The 20,200-nt window shown below is 72.6% G+C and carries 2 protein-coding genes; both read left to right on the top strand.

Annotated elements, in window-relative coordinates; all coding sequences use genetic code 11:
* The first annotated feature begins 1 nt into the window (after position 1).
* Positions 2-8,062, top strand: coding sequence for a non-ribosomal peptide synthetase (locus ACODS4_RS17995; RefSeq protein ID WP_488866079.1), 8,061 nt, complete (start codon positions 2-4; stop codon positions 8,060-8,062).
* The coding region (locus tag ACODS4_RS17990; protein WP_488866077.1) for an amino acid adenylation domain-containing protein at positions 8,059-20,200 on the top strand (12,142 nt) is incomplete at its 3' end. The genes ACODS4_RS17995 and ACODS4_RS17990, both read left to right, overlap by 4 nt.

The following is a 20,200-nucleotide window of genomic DNA, read 5'->3' as shown; positions in this document are numbered from 1 at the left end:
CATGACGACGACGGTCGATTCCCACGCCATCGCCGCGCGCCTGCACCGGCTGCCCGCCGAAACGCGCGCCCGCTTCCGCGCCCAGTTGGAGGAGCGCGGCGTCGACAGTTGGTCGCTCCCGCTCGCGCCCTTTTCCGGCGACGCCATCGCCGACGGCGACGAAACCGTCGGTCCCTTGTCCTGCGGGCAGGCCCGGCTGTGGGTGATCGACCGGGTCGAGAGCGGCGGCGGTCAACCGGGCACGGCGCTGTACAACCTCGCCACGCTGGTGGAGATCACCGGGGCGCTGGACGTCGCGGCCCTGCGGCGCGCGCTGGACGGGTTGATCGAGCGCCACGACATTTTGCGCACGGTGTATGAGCCGGGCGATGGCGACGGCGCGCCGCCGCGTCAACGGGTTCTGCCCCGCTGGCCCGACGTCTTGGACGTCTGGACGCAGAACGGCCCGGCCCACGACGCGCGCGACGCGCATCTCCAGGCCCTGTGCGACCGCCCGTTCGATCTGGCGCGCGACCCGCCCCTGCGCGCCCATCTTTTGCCGATGGGCGAGGGGGTTTGGCGCCTGCTGCTGGTGATCCACCACATCGCCTGTGACGCGTGGTCGGAAGCCATCCTGATTCGCGATCTCGCCCAGCTTTACGAGCGTCACGCGCAAGGCGCGCCGTCGGCGACGACCGCGCCAATCGGCTTAAGCCATCGCGACGTCGCCCGCTGGCAACGCGATTGGCTGGAAGGCGGCGACTGCGCCCGTCAAACCGCCTTCTGGCGCCGCCATCTCGACGGCGCGCCGGAAGAACTGGCCTTGCCGCTCGACCGCCCGCGCCCGTCCCCCTCCCAGCGCACCCACGAGGGGGCGGAGATCGAGGCGGCGATCCCCGCCGCTCAACTGGCCGGTTTGACCGCGCTGGCGGTCCGGCATGGCGCGACGCTCTACGCCGTCGCCCGCGCGGCCTTCACGCTGCTGCTGGGGCGTTACGGCGACACCGACGATCTGGTGTTGGGAACCACGGTGGCCAACCGCCAGCGGCCCGAATTGGCCGATCAGATCGGCTTCTTCGCCAACACCCTGCCGATCCGCCACCGCTTTGATTGGAACGACCGCTTTTCCGACTTTCTCGATCAAGCGACCGCCGTGCAGATCGAGGCGTTCGACCATCAGGATCTGCCCTTTGACCGGCTGCTCGACGCGCTGGAGATCCGACGCGGCGGCCCGGCGTCGCCCCTGTTCCAGGTCCTGTTCGTCCACCAGAACGTGCCGCGCGAGACTCTCGCGCTCGCCAACGCCGCCTTGCGGCCGCTGCCGCTGCCCAAAAGCCGGGCGCGCTTTGATTTGACCTTGCGTCTGCACACCGGCGACCAAGCCCCGCGCGTGGCGTTGGAATACAGCCGCGAGCTGTTCGACGACGCCACGGCGGCCCGGCTGCTCGACGATTACGCCGCTTTGCTGGAGCAGATCGCCGAGGATGCCGATCAACCGCTGTCCGCCTATCGTCTGCGCCATGAATCCACCCCGCTGCGCGGCCCGGCGGCGCTTGCGGCCACGGACGACGCGCTGACCGCCTTCCTGCGGCAAGACGGCGCGCGCGCGGCGTTGCGCTGGACCGACGGGGCGATGAGCTACGCCGCGTTGAACGCGCGCGCCGACCACATCGCGCGCGCGCTTGGCCGACAAGATGGGCGGCGGATCGGCGTTCTGCTGCCGCGCGGTCCGGCTCAACCGGCGGCGATGCTCGCCGTGTGGAAGGCCGGAGCCTGCTGGACGCCGCTGGACGGCGCCCTGCCCGCCGAGCGGCTGCGCTGGATCGCCGAAGACGCCGCGCTCGCCGCCGTCATCGGCCACGGCCCCGCGCCGCATTGGCTGCCGCCCGCCGCCGTCTGGCTCGACCTTGCCGCGTTCGCCGAACCGGGTGACGCCGCGACGACCCCGGAAACGGCCAACCCCGCCCAACCGGCCCCGAACCGCCCGGCTTATGTGATCTACACCTCCGGCTCCACCGGGCGGCCCAAGGGGGTGGAGGTCAGTCACGGCGCGCTGGTCGCCTACGCGCGCGGCGTCGCCGACGCGCTGGACTGGCCGCCGGAGGCGGCCTTGGCGGCGCTCTCCTCCGTCGCCGCCGATCTGGGCTTCACCAGCCTGTGGGGGGCGCTGCTGACCGGGCGGACGCTGCGCCTGCTCGACGACGCCGAATGCGCCGACCCGGAAACGCTGGCCCGCGCGCTGGATCGCGTCCCCGCCGATGTGTTGAAGATCGTGCCGTCGCATCTCGACGCGCTGCTGGCCCTGCCGTCGCCCCAGCGTTTGCTGCCGCGCCGCGCCCTGATTCTGGGCGGCGAGGCGGCCCCGGCGGGGTTGCTCGACAGGCTGGCCAGCCTCGCCCCCGCCATGGAGATCTGGAACCATTACGGGCCGACCGAGACCACCGTCGGCGTCGCCATCCACCGCCTGACGCCCGGCCAGGAAACCCACCTCAGCCGCGCTTTGGGCGACAGCGTCCTCCACACGCTGGACAGCCGGATGCGCCCGACGCCCGTCGGGGCGACGGGCGATCTGTGGATCGGCGGCGACCAATTGGCCATCGGCTATGTCGGCGCGCCGGGCCTGACCGCCGAGCGCTTCGTCGCCACCGCCGAAGGCGGGCGGCTCTACCGCACCGGCGACCGGGCGCGCCGCCTGCCCGCCAACGCGGCGAACCCCCAAGGCGGCGTCGCCTTCCTCGGGCGCGCCGACGGGCAGGTGAAGATCAACGGTTTCCGGGTGGAGCTGGGTGAAATCGAAACCCAGGCGCGCCGCGCGGGCGTCGCCCAGGCGGTCGCGCTGGCCGTCCCCGGCCCGAACGGCGCGCGTCTGGCCCTGGTCGCGACCGACGGCGGCCCGGACGTCGCCACGCTGCGCGCCCGATTGGCCGACACCCTGCCCGGCTACATGACGCCGCGCGACATCCGGCTGGTGGGCGCGCTGCCGCTGCTGCCCAACGGCAAGATCGACCGCCGCCGCCTGCTCGACGAGGCCGCCGCCCACGCCGCCGATCCGCAAGGCGCCGCCGCGCCAGACCGGGCGATCAACGCGCTGACCACCCGGATTCAGGCGCTGTTCGCGCGGGTGCTGACTCGCGCGGTCGGGCCGGACGAGAATTTCTTCGCCGCTGGCGGCGATTCCATCCTCGGGCTGCGGCTTGCCGCGCTGGCCCGCGCCGACGGCCTGCCGCTGACGCCCAAAATGCTGTTCGAGCAGGAAACCCCGGCGGCGGTCGGCGCGGCCCTGGCCCGAATCCTGCCGTCCGAGGACGCGCCCGTCCTCACCCCCACCACCCAAGCGGTGCTGGACCTGTTCCGCGAGGCCCTGCGCCGCCCCGATCTGGGCGAGGACGAGGATTTCTTCGCGGCGGGCGGCGATTCCATTCTGTGCCTTCAGGTCGCCGCCAAGGCGCGGCGCGGAGCGTTGGCCCTGACGCCGAAGCTGGTTTTCGACCACCCCACCGCGCGCGCCGCCGCCGCCGCCCTGGATCGCGCGGCGCCGCCGTCCACCGCGCGCGCCATCCTGGACTCCGCCGCGCCCGTGCCGCTGCGCCCAATCCAACGCTGGTTCCTCGCCCAGCGCCAACCACGGCCCGGCCATTGGAACCAGTCGATCCTGCTGGAGCTTCACCAGCCGGTGGCGCCCGACGCTTTGCAAGCCGCGCTTGACGCGCTGGTCCGCCGTCACCCGGCGCTGTCGATGGCGTACGCCGTCGGCCCGGATGGCGGCTGGACGCAAGTCTGGCGCCCGGCGGCGGGGGCCGTTCCGCTGTCCCGCCACCGCGTCGCCTCGGCGGACGCGCTGGAGGCCTTGCTGCCGACGCTGCAACCGGAATTCGACCTCGCCCAGCCGCCCTTGATCCGCGCCGCCTTGATCGACAGCGACGCGGCGCCCCACGCCCATCTGCTGCTCTCCATCCATCATTTGGCGGTGGACGGCGTGTCGTGGCGCGTCCTGCTCGATGATTTGTTCAGCGCGCAGGACGCGCGCCGCGCGGCGGGTCGGCCTCCCGATCCGGGCGACGGCCCGGCCATGGCGCTCGCCGCCTTCCACGCCGCCGCCACGCCCGACGACGCCCTGCTGGAGCGCGCCCGCGCCCATTGGCGCGACGCGGCGCCGGGGCTGCGCGCCGCGACCGACGCCATCCTCGCCCGCGCCTTCGACGGCGCCGTCAACGCCGACGCCCCGAAAGGCCCGTGGCGAAACCATGACAGCGTCGAACGTCGGGACACGCTGGACGCCGCCGGGCTTGGCCCCAACCCACGCGACGCGCTGCTGGCCGCGCTCTGCGAGACTCTGGCGCTGTGGAGCGGGCATGACGAGCTGGCGATCGAGATGGAGGCCCACGGGCGCGACGGGCTGGACGGCGCCCAGGCGACGGCGGTGGGCTGGTTCACCAGCCGCTACCCGCTGCGGCTGCGCTGGCGGGCCGACGCCAGCCCCGCCGCCAACCGCGCGGCCATCGCCGCGAGCGTGAACGCCGTGCCGGACGGCGGTCGCGGCTTCGGCCTGCTGCGCCACGGCCCGAACGGAGCGGCGGCGGAGGTCGCCGACCTCCCGGTTCCTCCGGTCGTCTTCAACCATCATGGCCAGATCAACAGAGGCGGTGGCGGGGACGGATCGGTCCGCCGCTCGCCGCGCGCCGTGCCGAACCAGCGCCACCCCGACAACCACCGCCTGCACGCGCTGGAACTGGACACGGTCATCGAAGACGGAATCTTGCGCCTGCGTTGGACGTGGCCCCGCGACGCCGCGTCGATGGCGGCGCTGCCTGAGTTGTTCCTGGAACGGCTGGCCGCTCATCGTGATGACGTCGAGCCGGACCCGGCGACCGAAGAACGCTACCCCCTGTCGCCGGTGCAGACCGGCCTGCTGTTCCACGCGCTGACCGACGCCGGGCGGGGCCAGTATCTCAATCAAGTGATCGTCCGGCTGGACGGCGACCTGGACGCGGAACGCTTCCGCGCCTGCTGGCAGGCGATGGTCGATCATCACCCCGCCCTGCGCACCGGATTCCACTGGCCGCAGGATGGCGACCCGCAGCAGAGCGTCGCCGCCCACGCCGCCCTGCCCTGGCGTTCGCTGGACTGGAGCGCGACCGATTCCGGGCCGGAGGCGCTGCGCCGGGAGGCCGACCGCGATCTGGCCGCCGGGCTGGATCTGACCCGACCGCCCTTGATGCGGGTCACGCTGTCGCGGTTGGCCGCCGACCGCCACGCGCTGATCTGGACCCGTCACCATCTGATCGCCGACGGCTGGTGCACCGCCCGCCTGATGGGCGAGGTGGCGGAGCGCTACCGCGCGGCGCTCCATGGACAGGCCCCCGTCATCGACAGCCCGCCGCCCTACCGTGACTTCATCGCGTGGCTGGACCGCCGCGATCCCGCCGCCGGGCGCGCCTATTGGGCCGAACAGGTAGGCGACGTGACCGAACCGGCCCGCTTGCCGCGCGGCGGCGCCCCCGACGGCGGCGCCCATCACCGCGAAACGGCCTTGTCCCCCGCCCGCTTCGCCGCGCTCAAGGCGCGGGCCGCCCGCGCCCATGTTACCGTCAACACCCTGTGCCAGACGGCGGCGGCGTTGGCCCTGGCCCGCCACACCGGGCGCGACGACGTCATTCTGGGCGTCGTCGGGGCCGGGCGTCCGGTCGATCTGCCCGGCGCCGACCGCATGATCGGTCTGTTCATCACCACCATCCCCTTGCGGGTCCGCATCGACCCGCGCCAGCCGCTGGACGCGCTGCTGCGCGCCGTGCAGCGGCGGATGAGCGACGCCCGCGACCACGAGCACACGCCGCTGACCGAGATTCAGGCGGCGGCCCCCGTCCGCGACGCGCTGTTCGACACGCTGCTGGTGTTCGAGAATTACCCGCTGCCCGCCGGATCGGGCGAGGGGCCGTTGCGCGCCACGCTGGAACGGACCATTGAGCGCACGAACTACCCGCTCTCCCTGGTGCTGATCCCGCGCGAGGGGCTGACGCTGCGGATCACCGCCGACCGCGCGGTGATTGACGACGCCATCGCCGACAGCATGGCCGACACGCTGATGACCATCCTCACCCACATGGCCGAGGCGCCGGAGCAAACGGTGGAATCGCTGCTGTCCCTCCTGCCGCCGGGCGATTTTGAGCGCCAGCGGGTTTGGAACGCGACGGCGTCGGATCTCGGCGGCTTCGCGCCGCTGGGGCGGTTGCTGAGCGAACAGGCGACGCGGACCCCCGACGCCGTCGCGCTGGAATGGGAGGCCGATGGCCGGACCGAGCGGCTGAGCTACGCCGCGCTCGACCGCCGGTCCAACCGGCTGGCCCATTGGCTGATCGCCCAGGGTTGCCGCCCCGACGACCGCGTGGCGCTCTGCTTCGACCGCTCCCCCGAGCTGGTCGTCGCCATCCACGCCGCCGTCAAGGCGGGCTGCGCCTATCTGCCGCTCGACCCCGAACACCCCGCCGCCCGCCTCAAAACCATGCTGGAGGATGGCGGCGCGGCGCTGGCGCTGACGCAAAGCCGCCACCGCGCCCAACTGCCTGACGATCCCGGCCTGACCGTGGCGATCCTCGACGCCGACGCCACGCTCGCCGACGGCCAACCCGACCACCTCCCCAACCGGCCCGTCGCCCCCGGTCAGTTGGCCTACGCCCTGTTCACCTCCGGCTCGACCGGGCGACCCAAGGCGGTCGGCGTGCCGCAGGCCGGCCTGCTCAACCGGCTGCGCTGGATGCAGGACCGCTACCGCCTGTCCCCCGCCGACGCCGTGCTGCAAAAGACCCCCTACGGCTTCGACGTGTCGGTTTGGGAGTTCTTCTGGCCGCTGATGACCGGCGCCCGGCTGGTGCTGGCCGGACCCGGCGAGCATCGCGACGCCGCCCGTCTGACCGCCTTGATCGAGACGCACGGCGTCACCACCCTGCATTTCGTCCCGGCCATGCTCCAGGTCTTCCTCGACGCGCTGGAGCCGGGTCGCTGCGCCGGGCTGACCCGCCTGCTGTGCAGCGGCGAAGCGCTGCCCGCCGCCCTGCGCGACCGCTGCCTCGCCGCCCTGCCCGCCGAACTGCACAACCTCTACGGCCCGACCGAGGCCTCCATCGACGTCACCGCCTGGGATTGCCGGGCCGAGCCGCAAGGCCCCGTGCCGATTGGCCGCCCCATCGCCAACATCCAAACCTGGATTCTCGACGGCGCGCTGAACCCGGTTCCGGTCGGCGTCGCGGGCGAACTCTATCTGTCCGGAATCGGGCTGGCGCGCGGCTATCTCGGGCGGCCCGGCCTGACGGCGGCGGCCTTTTTGCCAAATCCGCTGGCAGACGGCCCCGACCACCGCCGCCTCTACCGCACCGGCGACCTCGCCCGCCACCGCCCCGACGGCGCCATCGAGTATCTCGGACGCGCCGACTTCCAGGTGAAGATCCGGGGCCAGCGCGTCGAACTGGGCGAAATCGAAGCCGCCCTGGCCGCCCTGCCCGGCGTCGCCGAGGCCGTCGTCGCCGCCTCCACCAGCGCCAACGGCGAGGCGAGTTGGCTCACCGCCTGGATCGTCCCACCGGCGGGCATTCCCGCCCCCACCCCGGACGAGGCCCGCGCCGCCCTGGCCCGCAGCCTGCCCGACCACATGATCCCCGCCGTGTTCCTCACCCTTGACCGCATGCCGATCAACCAGAACGGCAAGATCGACCGAAAGGCCCTGCCACAGCCGCAACCGCCCGACAGCGGCGGCGACGCGCCCCAGGGCGAGACCGAAACCGCCCTGGCGGCCCTGTGGAGCGAGCTTCTCGGCCACCCGATTGACAGCCGGGACGCGCATTTCTTCCTGGCGGGCGGGCATTCGCTGCTGGCCCCGCGTCTGGCGGCGCGCATCCGCGACCGGCTCCACCGCCCGGTCGAGCTGATCGCGGTGATGGCGCACCCCGTCCTGCGCGATCTCGCCGCCCACATCGACGCGCTTCCGGTCGTTCCTCCCAACACGGCCTCCCCAAGCGCGACCTCCCCAAACACCGCCTCCCATGACACCGCGCCCGCCGACGGCGCCAGCTATGAACGGTTTGAGCTATGAGCCTCGAAGAGCTTCTCTCCTCCCTCGACCGGCAGGGAATCCGTCTGTCCGCCCGCGACGGGCGGTTGGTGGTGGACGCGCCGACCGGGACGCTGAGCGCCGATCTGCGGGACCGGCTGGCGGCGCGCAAGGCCGACATCCTGACATGGCTTGAACGCGGCGGCGGCGATGAGGAGCCAATCATTCCCCGCCTGCCGCGCCAGCCCGGCATGGCCGCGTCCCCGACGCAACGGCGGCTGTGGCTGCTGCAACGGCTCGACCCGACGGATTCGCGCTACAACGTCAATCTGCTGCTTGAGCTGTCGGGAGTCATCGATTCTGGACGGATCGCCCGCAGTCTCGACGCCCTGATGAACCGGCACGAGATTCTGCGCAGCCACGCCCGCGAGGAAGACGGCGACCTCGTCATCGACCATCTCGACGAGGCTGCGGCGCCGCTTGAGATCCAGGACGCGGCCATGGCCGACGCCGCGCCGCTGATCGCGGCGGCGATGACCCGGCCCTTCGTCATGGACGCGCGGTCGCCGCTGTTCCGCGCCCTGCTGGTCCGCGCGGCCCCGGATCGGGAGTCGCCAGATCGGGCAGCCCCGGATCGGGCGCGGCTGCTGCTGACCTTCCATCACATGATCGTGGACGAGGAATCCCTGAAGATCCTCGCCCAGGATTGGGCGGCGCTCTACGCCAACCACAGCCTTGCCGACCGACCGACCGCCGTCCAGCATGTGGACGCCACGGCGTGGCGGCGGCGACGGTTGGACGCGCGCGGGCAGGACCATCTGCTGGCCTATTGGACCGAGGCGCTGGGAACCGACCAGCCGACGCTGACCTTGCCGCAAGACCCGACCGCGAACGGCGCCAGCGCGGAGAATGACGGCGCGCGCGTCGAACGCCCGCTGCCCCGCGCGACGGTCGAACGGATCGCGCGCTTCTGTTCGGAACGGCGGATCACCCCCTACATCCTGCTGCTGACCGCCTATCACTGGACGCTGTCGCGCTGGAGCGGGCAGGACGATGTTCGGGTCGCCACGCCGGTGTCCGAACGCCTGCACCCGGCGTTGGAAAGCGTGGTCGGGCCGATGATGAACACGCTGGTGATGCGGGCGCGGATCGCGCCCGGCGTGACCGGCTTGGCGCTGTTGGAGCAGACCCGGCAGACCGTGCTGGACGGCCAGCGCCACAGCGCCTTGCCGTTCGAGATTCTGGTCGAGCGTCTGCGCCCCGCCCGCGACAGCCAGGGCGAGCCGCTGGCCCAGACCATGTTCAATTACCTGCGCGGCGGCGACCGGGCGACGTTGGACCTGGGCGACGTGACGGCGACCGTCCTGCCGATCCCCGAGCGCAGCGCTAAATTCGACCTTTCGCTGTTCGTCAGCGCCCCCGCCGGGGCCTTCACCCTGTCCTTTCAGCACCGCACCGCCCGTTTCGGCACGGCGACCATCGAGCGTTTCGCCGACCATTGCCTGCGCAGCCTGGACGCCCTGCTGACGGCGCCGGAACGCGCGCTCGACGGGCTGGCGGCTCTCCCGCCGGGCGATTTTGAGCGCCAGCGGGTTTGGAACGCGACGGCGTCGGATCTCGGCGGCTTCGCGCCGCTGGGGCGGTTGCTGAGCGAACAGGCGACGCGGACCCCCGACGCCGTCGCGCTGGAATGGGAGGCCGATGGCCGGACCGAGCGGCTGAGCTACGCCGCGCTCGACCGCCGGTCCAACCGGCTGGCCCATTGGCTGATCGCCCAGGGCTGCCGCCCCGACGACCGCGTGGCGCTCTGCTTCGACCGCTCCCCCGAGCTGGTCGTCGCCATCCACGCCGCCGTCAAGGCGGGCTGCGCCTATCTGCCGCTCGACCCCGAACACCCCGCCGCCCGCCTCAAAACCATGCTGGAGGATGGCGGCGCGGCGCTGGCGCTGACGCAAGGCCGCCACCGCGCCCAACTGCCGGATGATCCCGGCCTGACCGTGGCCATCCTCGACGCCAACGCCACGCTCGCCGACGGCCAACCCGACCACCTCCCCAACCGGCCCGTCGCCCCCGGTCAGTTGGCCTACGCCCTGTTCACCTCCGGCTCGACCGGGCGGCCCAAGGCGGTTGGCGTGCCGCAGGCCGGACTGCTCAACCGGCTGCGCTGGATGCAGGACCGCTACCGCCTCTCCCCCGCCGACGCCGTGTTGCAAAAGACCCCCTACGGCTTTGACGTGTCGGTTTGGGAGTTCTTCTGGCCGTTGATGACCGGCGCCCGGCTGGTGCTGGCCGGACCCGGCGAGCATCGCGACGCCGCCCGCCTGACCGCCTTGATCGAGGCGCACGGCGTCACCACCCTGCATTTCGTCCCGGCCATGCTCCAGGTCTTCCTCGACGCGCTGGAGCCGGGCCGCTGCGCCGGGCTGACCCGCCTGCTGTGCAGCGGCGAGGCGCTGCCCGCCGCCCTGCGCGACCGCTGCCTCGCCGCCCTGCCCGCCGAACTGCACAATCTTTACGGCCCGACCGAGGCCTCCATCGACGTCACCGCCTGGGATTGCCGGGCCGAGCCGCAAGGCCCCGTGCCGATTGGCCGCCCCATCGCCAACATCCAAACCTGGATTCTCGACGGCGCGCTGAACCCGGTTCCGGTCGGCGTCGCGGGCGAACTCTATCTGTCCGGAATCGGGCTGGCGCGCGGCTATCTCGGGCGGCCCGGCCTGACGGCGGCGGCCTTTTTGCCGAACCCGCTGGCAGACCTGATGGCCGACGGCCCCGACCACCGCCGCCTCTACCGCACCGGCGACCTCGCCCGCCACCGCCCCGACGGCGCCATCGAGTATCTCGGGCGCGCCGACTTCCAGGTGAAGATCCGGGGCCAGCGCGTCGAATTGGGCGAGATCGAGGCCGCCCTGACCGCCCTGCCCGGCGTCGCCGAGGCCGTCGTCGCCGCCTCCACCAGCGCCAACGGCGCGGCGAGTTGGCTCACCGCCTGGATCGTCCCCCCGGCGGACACCCCCGCCCCCACCCCGGACGAGGCCCGCGCCGCCCTGGCCCACAGCCTGCCCGACCACATGATCCCCGCCGTCCTCCTCACCCTTGACCGCATGCCGATCAACCAGAACGGCAAGATCGACCGCAAGGCCCTGCCACAGCCGCAACCGCCCGACAGCGGCGGCGACGCGCGCAACGCGGCGGAACAGACCTTGGCGGCGCTCTGGCGCGCGCTGCTGCGGGTGGAGCGCGTCGGCGTCAACGACAATTTCTTCATGTTGGGCGGCGATTCCATCATCAGCTTGCAATTGTCGACCCAGGCGCGCGCCCATGGCCTGCTGTTCGAGCCGCGCGCCGTGTTCCGCCATCAGACCATCGCCACGCTGGCCGCCCACGCGACGATTCTCGACGCGGCCCCGCCCGAGGCCGCCGCCGCCGACGTCGTTCCCAGCGACGGGCCAACGCCGCTGACCGGCATCCAACGCTGGTGGCTGGACAGCCAACCGGCGGTTCCCGACCACAACAACCAAGCGGTTCTGCTGACCGCCGACGCGCCGGTGAACGAAGCCGCCCTGCGCGCCGCGTTGACCGCCGTTCTGGCCCGTCACCCCACGCTGTCGGCCCAATTCCGGCGCGTTGACGGACGCTGGACGCAACAGATTCCCGCCACGCCGCGCCCGCTGTCGCTGCGCGTCGTCGCCGTGACCAGGGACTCGCAACCCCGGATCCCGGCGGCCATCGACGCGGAGGTCGCCGACACGCAAAGCAACCTGTCGCTGGCCGAGGGACGCCTGTTCGCCGCCGCCCTGCTGCGGCTGCCCGACGGCGGCGACCGGCTGTTGCTGGTCGCCCATCACCTCGCCGTGGACGGGGTGTCGTGGCGGATCCTGCTCGACGATCTCGCCAACGCTTACGCCGAGGCCGAGGCCGGGCGCGATCCCGCCGCGCTTGCCCGCCATCCGACCGTTTCCTTCCGCCGTTGGGCCTTGGCCGAAGGGGAACGGCGCGCGGCGCTGCCCAACGCCCCGGCGCCGCTGTGGGCCAGCCTGTCGCGGCGCCCGCCCGACGCGCTTCCGCTCGACCACCCGCTTCCCGCCGACGGCTGCAAGGTTGGCCGCCAGATCCGCCACAGCGTCACCCTGCCCGCCGAGGCCGCGCGCCGTCTGACCCACGACGCCCCCACCGCCTTCCGCACCGGCCCGGAAGCGCTGTGCCTGACCGCCCTGGCCCGCGCCCTGACCGCGTGGCGCGCGCGCGCGGGGCAGACCGCCACCGACGTCACCCTGTTCATGGAAGGCCATGGCCGCGACCTGCTGCCGCTCGACAGCGGACGCACCGTCGGCTGGTTCACCCGACTGCACCCAGTCCGGCTGGAAACAGTCCGGCTGGAAACAAACGCGCCGGACAGCCTAAGCGCCGCCCTGCTGTCCACCCGCGCGGCGCTCGCCGCCTTGCCGGAAGCTGAGGATCCGTACCTGCTGCGCTGGGATCGCGACGGTCTCGCCATCCAATCGCCGATCCTGTTCAACTATCTGGGCCGCTTCGACGAGCGGGCCGGCGCCTTCCGCCGCGCGCCCGAACCGTTGGGCCATTTCCGCGCGCCCGACAACGCCCTGCCCTGGTTGATCGAGGTCAACGCCTCCGTTGGTCCGCGCGGCCTGACCATGAGTTGGCAAGCCGCCGGAGAGGTTCTCGACCCGGCGACGGTGGAGCGTCTGGCCGCCGACACGCTGGCCGAACTGTCGGCGCTGGCCGCGCTGTGCGCCGACCCCGGTCCCGGCGGGGCCATCCCCGCCGACTTCCCGCTGGCCGATCTCGCCCCCGGTGATTTGGACCTCATCGCCGCCCGCCACCCGCTGGCGCGGGTCGAGGACGTCTATCGCCTGTCGCCGATGCAGCGCGGCATGCTGCTGCACAGCCTGGGCGGCGAGGAGGGCCAGTACGTCAGCCAAACCACCCTGGGCTGCGACGGCGCGCTCGACCCCGATCTGTTGCAGCAGGCCTGCCAGCGGGTGGTTGACCGCCATCCCAGCCTGCGCACCGCCTTTCTCGCCGATGGGCTGTCGGCCCCCTGCCAGATCGTGTTGCGGCGGGCGCGCTTCGCCCTGCGCTGGGAAAGCCTGTTCGACGCCGACGCGACGGAGCGGGCCGAGGCGCTCGACCGCATCGCGCGGGAGGACCGCGCCGCCATCGCGCTGGACCGCCCGCCGCTGCTGCGCTGCTCCGTCCTGCGCACCGCCGCCCGCCGCTTCCAACTGGTCTGGACCATCCATCATCTGGTGATGGACGGCTGGAGCCTGCCGCTGCTGACCGCCGACGTCTTGCGTCACTACGCCGCCCTGCGCGCGGGCGCGGACGGCGCGGCCGCGCCGCCGCCGGTTCCCTACCGCGACTTCATCGCCTGGCTGGACCAGCGCGACGGCGCGACCGACGCCCGTTTCTGGCGGGAGGAGTTGGCGGATTTCCCCGGCGCCGCGCCGCTTCCCGGCGCCCGCCTCGCCAGCGGGTTGGGCCACCACACGGAGGAGCACGCCGTCAGCGCGGCGACCAGCGCCGCCCTGCGCGCGCTGTGCCGTGATCGGCGGCTGACGTTGAACAGCGTCATTCAGGGCCTGTGGGCGCTGGTCATGGCCCGCCACGCCGGGGTGGAGGATCTGACGGTCGGCGTCACGCTGGCCGGACGCCCCGCCGATCTGCCCGGCGCCGACCGTTGCCTGGGAACCTTCATCAACACGGTTCCGCTGCGGATCCGTCCGGCGGCGGCGCAGCCGATGGCCGCCTTCCTCGACGGGGTGCAGCAGCAGGCGGCGCGCATCCGCGATCATGGGCACGCGCCGTTGGCCCGAATCCGCGATTGGGCGGGCGCGCCCGACGCGCTGTTCCACAGCATCATCGTATCCGAAGCTCTGCCCCCCGGCGAGACGACCGACGCCACCGGGCTGACCTTCACCCGCGAGACGACCGAGGTCCGCAACAGCTACCCGCTGACTCTGCGAATCGTGCCGTCGGAGACTCTGCGCTTTGACCTGCTGCTCGACCATGACCGCGTCGATCCGCTGACCGCCCGGCGGATGATGGCCGACCTGATCGGCGCCCTGGACGATCTGGCCGGATTGATCGACCGGCCCTTGTCCGCCCTGTTCCAGCGTCTGGCCCCGCCGCCGTCCGCCGCCGCGCCCACGGCGCCGAACGGCTGCGCGCTAACCCGGCTGTTGGCGCAACCCGGCGACGCCGTGGCGCTGGAGGAGTCCGGCGTCACCACGTCTTACGCCGCGCTGCGCGCGCGGGCGGGCGGGTTGGCCGCAAGATTGAGCGCCATGGGCGGCGGGGCGGGCGGCGGGGCGGGCGGCATGGTCGCCATCGTCCTGCCGCGCGTTGGCGCGCACATCGACGGCGTGATCGCCGCCTGGTGGCTGGGCGCGGCCTGGGTCGCGCTGGATCCGGCGCTGCCCGCCGCCCGTTTGGCCTGGATGGCGGCGGACAGCGGGGCGACGGTGGCGGTGGGGGCGGGCGAACGCCCGCTCTGGCTGCCCGAAACGCTGGGCTGGCTCGACCTGACGCACGCCGAGGAACCTTGCGAACCGCCGCCGCCCGTTCTGACGGCGCCGGACCGGATCGCTTATCTGCTCTACACCTCCGGCTCGACCGGAACGCCCAAGGGGGTCGCGGTCACGCATGGCAACCTGCTGTCCTACGTTGACGCGGTCATGCCCCATCTGGACCTGCCGCCGGACGCCCGGCTGTCCACCATCGCCACGGTGTCCGCCGATCTCGGCCTGACCAGCGTTTTCGGCGCCCTGTTGACCGGGCGGCGCCTGAGCTTGATCCCGCCGGAGCTGTCCACCGACCCGCCGGGCTTGGCCGACCATCTCGCCCGACACCCGGTTGACGCGCTGAAGATCGTCCCCGGTCATTTGCTGGCCCTGCTGTCGGTCGGCGACCCGGCCCGGCTGCTGCCCCGCCGCTGCTTGATTTTGGGCGGCGAGAGCCTACCCCCGGCGGGGTTGGCCCGGTTGCGTCGTCTCGCCCCCGGCTTGCGGATCGTCAACCATTACGGACCGACGGAAACCACGATCGGCGCCGCCGCTCAATGGTTGGATCCGGCGCAAGACGGCGCGGAGGCTCTTCCCATCGGCCCCGCCCTGGCGAACGCCCGCGCCTATGTCCTCGATTCGGATCTGGAGCCGGTCGCCGGGGCCGCCGTGGGCGAGCTCTTCCTTGGCGGGCTGGGGGTGTCGCGCGGCTATCACCGCCGCCCCGGCCAAACGGCGGAACGCTTCCTGCCCGACCCGTGGCTGTCGGGTCGGCGCATGTACCGCACCGGCGACCGGGTCCGGCGCAACCCCGACGGATCGCTGACCCTTCTGGGGCGCGCCGACGATCAAGTGAAGATCCGGGGCTTCCGGGTCGAGCCGGGCGAGTTGCGCCACATTCTGGCCGGTCTCGCCGGGGTCGAGGATTCCGCCATCCTGGTTGACCAGGGACCGAACGGCGCGCGCCTGGGCGCGCTGGTGGCCGCGCCCACGCGCGACGCGGACTCGATCCGCGCCGAATTGGCCGGTCTGGTTCCCGATCCGCTGATGCCGAGCGCGCTGCGCCGGGTTGACCGTCTGCCTTTGACCGCCAACGGCAAGCTGGACAAGGCGGAGGCCGCGCGCCTGCTGGCGGCGTCCGTCAGCGACAGGGCGGAACCAACCGCCACGCCATCGCCCAACCCAACGGACCCAAATCCAACGGCCCCCAACCCAACGGACCCCACGCTGGAACGTCTGCAACGGCTGTGGGCGGAGATCCTGGGGCAACCGACCTGCGGACCCGACGATCATTTCTTCCGCATGGGCGGCGATTCCATCCTGTGCCTGCGGTTGTTGGCCCGCGCCGCCGCCGACGGGCTGCGCCTGACAACGCGGCAGGTGTTTGAACACCCAACCCCCGCCCTGCTCGCCGCCGCCTTGCGCCCGCCAGCGCCCGAACCGCAAGCCGTCAACGCTCCGGCCAGCGCTCCCACCAATGGAGACGGCGACGGCGGAGCCGCCGCCATCCTGCGCCCGCTCTGGGCCACGCTGCTGGGCCGTCCGGTCATCGCCGACGACGATCATTTCTTCCGGTTGGGCGGCGATTCCATCATGGCGCTGCGGCTGATCGCTCTGGCCGCGCGCCAAGGTGTGCGCCTGACCGCCCGCGATCTTTTTGAACAACCGCTGTTCCGCGACCTTGTCCGCGCCGTCGATCCCGCCGCAACCACCGCCTCCCCGCCGCCGCGCGCCGACGACGGCGCGCCCGTCGCCTTGGCGCCGATCCAACGCTGGTTCCTTGAGCAGCCGCAACCTCATCCCGACCATTGGAATCAGGCGGTGATGCTGGCCCTGCCGGAGGGGGTGGACGCGACCGCCCTGCGCGTCGCGGTTCACGCCCTGGTGGCGAGTCAACCGATGCTGCGCGCCCGGTTGGTCCAGACCGACGCGGGCGACGAGCCTCGGTTGGCCATAGCGACGGAAGCGAGCGACGCCCGGCTTTTCGCCGTCGTCCCCTGCTCCGACGAGGCGGCGGTGGACGCCGCCATCGCCGCCGCCCACAGCGGCCTGTCCCTGCGCGACGGCCCGCTGTTCCGCGCCGTTCTGATCCCGGCCCTGGAAACGGCCCTGGAAGCGCCCGCGCGCGAGGCCCGGCTGTTGCTGGTCGCCCATCACATGGTGGTGGACGGCGTGTCCTGGCGGATCATCGCGGCGGATCTGCGCGCGGCCTATGAGGACGCCCGCCAAGGCCGAACCCCGGTTTTGCCGCCGCCCGCCGACGGTTTCGCCGCCTGGACCGCCGCCCTGTCCGCCATCCCCGACGACCGGCTGGACGCCGCCCGCCGCTATTGGAGCGAATTGGCCGATCATCCCGGTTGGGGCGAATTGGCGCGCGGCGCCGATCCCGGCACGCTGTCGGGCCTGCGCCGGGTCGAACGGACGCTGGACGACCAGCAAACCGCCGTCTTGCTGCGCCAGCCCGACGGGGTGGAGGCGACCTTGCTCGCCGCCCTCGCCCGCGCCTTGGGCGAATGGCAAAATCGCGCCGATCTGGTCATCGAGTTGGAAGGCCATGGCCGCGAGCCGGACGCCTTCGGCGACAGCGCGCTGTCCGCCCTGGACCCCAGCCGCAGCGTCGGTTGGTTCACCAGCCGATACCCGGTGCGTCTGACCAACGATCCGGCGCAACCCGGCGCCATCCGACGGCAGCGCGACGCCGCGCCGGGGCGCGGCTTGGGCTATGGCCTGCTGCGTTACTTGCGCGTTGGGGAACGGCTGCCGCCGCACCCGCAATTGGCCTTCAACTATCTGGGACAGGTTCCCGGCGAGGCGGGCGGTTGGCGGTTGATCCCCGACGGGGCCGGGCAAGCCCGCCATCCCGACAGCCGCCGCCGTCAATTGATCGACGTCACCGCGCAATTGCGCGAGGGCCGCCTGTCCGTGGTCTGGGCCTTTCCGAAAAATCTGCCGCAAGGGCCGTTCGTGGACGCGACCGCCCGCCGCTTCCTCGACCATCTGGGCGACCTGCTGGACAGCGCCCCCGCCGAAGACTCCTCCGGCCCATCCGCCCTCCTGCCGCCGCCATCCTCCTGTCCGTTGACCCCGTTGCAACAGGGGATGCTGTGGCACGCGCTGGCCGCCCCTGAGGAACGGCTGTACGTGAATCAGACCGCCGTTCAGCTTGATGGCGCGCTGGATCCGGCGGCCTTCGCGGCGGCGTGGCAGGAGACAGTGGACGCCGAACCCATCCTGCGCACCGGCTTCACGACGCCGGCGGATGGCCCGCCGATTCAGACCGTCGCGCCCTCCGCCCGTTTCCCTTGGGCGTTGGAGGATTGGTCCACCCGACCGCCCGAACGCCGGAACGCGGATTTGCGCCGCCTGATGGCCGACGACCGCGCGGCGGGCTTCGCCCTGGACGAACCGCCGTTGATGCGGCTGCGGATCCTGCGGTTGGCCGATGACCGCCATTGGCTGTTGTGGAGCCGCCATCACCTGATCGTGGACGCGTGGTCAACCGCCATGCTGATCGCCGACGTCTTCCACCGCTACCGCAACCGGCTGGGGGCCGGGGCGCCGCCCCCCATCCCCCGCCCGCCCTTCGCCGCCTATCTCGCGTGGCTGGCGCGACGGGACGCCGCCGCCGATCACGCCTTTTGGACGGCGGAACTGGCGGACGCGTCGCCGTTGCCGGACTTCCCGACCGGCCCGCAAGGGGCTGAGTTCCGCTTGACCGACCACCCCTTGCCCGAGAGCGTCGCCGTCGGCGCGCGGGCGCTGGCCCGGCGGGTCGGGGTGACGCTGAACAGCGTCATCCAGGCCGCCTGGGCCATCACGCTGGGCCGCCACACCGGCGCCGACGACGTTCTGTTCGGCATGACCACCGCCGGACGTCCGCCCGGATTGGCCGGAGCCGACCGCATGCTGGGGGCCTTTATCAACACGGTGCCGGTGCGGGTTCGGCTGAAACCCGCCGAAACCGTCGCGTCCCTGCTGGACAGCGCGCAGCGCCGGGCGCTGGCGGCGCGCGAGCATGAACACACGCCGCTGGCCGACATTCAGCGCTGCGCCGGTCTGGCGCGCGGACAAGCCCTGTTCCAATCGCTGCTCGTCTTTGAAAATGAAGGCATGGGCGATGGCGGGGAAATCGGCGCCAGGGTTCGCCTCACGCCGCTGTCCGCCTATGAGCGGACCAACTACCCGCTGACCGTGACCATCATGCCGCGTGGCGGCTTGACCCTGCGGGTTGGCCGCGACGAGCGGCGGATCGCGCCCGCCCTGGTGACGGCTCTGCTGGACGGCCTCGCCCAGACTCTGACGGCGCTGGCCGAGAACGACGCGCGCCCGGTCGGCGCCCTTCCGGTTCCCGCCGACGGGGTGGAGAAAGGCCCGTCCGTGCCCGCCCACCCCGGCTGGTGGGTTGGCCGGGCGATCCTCGACCAGTCCGCCCGCGCGCCCGACGCGCTCGCATTGGAAACCAGCGTCGGCCCGATGAGCTACGGCGCGCTGACCCGCAGCGCCCTGGCCCTGGCGCGCGGTCTGCGCAAACGCGGCGTCGGGCCTGAGGACCGCGTCGCCCTGCGGCTAGAGCGCGGCCCCGCCCTGGTCGTCGCCCTGCTGGGCGTGCTGTTCAGCGGCGCCGCCTATGTCCCCCTCGACCCCGCCCAGCCCGAAAGCCGGTTGGCCGACATCCTCGACCAAGCCAATCCCCGCCTGATCCTGGCGCGCGGCGACGGCAGCCAGAATGGGGAAGTCGAAACCGTCTCCCCCGACGCCCTCATCCGCGACGGGCGCGACGCCGAGGATGACGGTTGGCTCCCCGCCACACCCCATCCCGAACAGACCGCCTACGTCATCTTCACCTCCGGCTCCACCGGACGGCCCAAGGGCGTCGCCGTGCGTCACGCCGGTCTGTCCAACCTGCTGCGCGCCATGGCCGACGTCACGCCGCTGACCCCCGCCGACCGCTGGCTGGCCGTCACCACCATCGGCTTCGACATCGCCGCCCTGGAGATCTTCGCCCCGCTGATCGCCGGCGCCGCCGTGGTGCTGGCCGACGAGACCGCTCAGCGCGACCCCGCCGCCCTGCTCCGCCTGCTCGACCGCCACCGCGTCACCGTTTTGCAAGCCACCCCCGCCAGTTGGGCCATGCTCGCCGAACTCGACAGCCCGGCCTGGACCGGCCTGCGCGCCCTGACCGGCGGCGAGGCCCTGCCCGCCGCCCTCGCCGAGCGCCTGTTGCGGCGCGGCGCGCGCCTGACCAACGTCTATGGCCCCACCGAAACCACCATCTGGTCCAGCGCCGCCCCGGTCGAAAGCGTGGCCGACGGGCAAAGCGCCGTCCCCATCGGCGGGCCGCTCGACAACACCAGCCTCTATGTCCTCGACGCCGCGCTCAACCCGCTGCCGCCGGGGGCGGAAGGCGAGTTGTGGATCGGCGGCGACGGGCTGGCGCGCGGCTACCACGCCCGCCCCGGCCTGACCGCCTCCGCCTTCCTGCCCGACCCCTTCGCCGCCGCGCAACCTGGCTCGCGGCCCGGCGCGCGCATGTACCGCACCGGCGATCTGGTCCGCCGGGGGTGGGACGGCGCCTTGCGCTTCGTCGGGCGCCGGGACTTCCAGGTCAAGCTGCGCGGCCACCGCATCGAGCTGGGCGAGATCGAAGCCGCCCTGC

It is taken from the genome of Azospirillum sp. FG154, from assembly GCF_057809575.1.
Note: the sequence above shows the minus strand (reverse complement) of the source record. Positions and strands in the feature narration are given on the sequence as shown.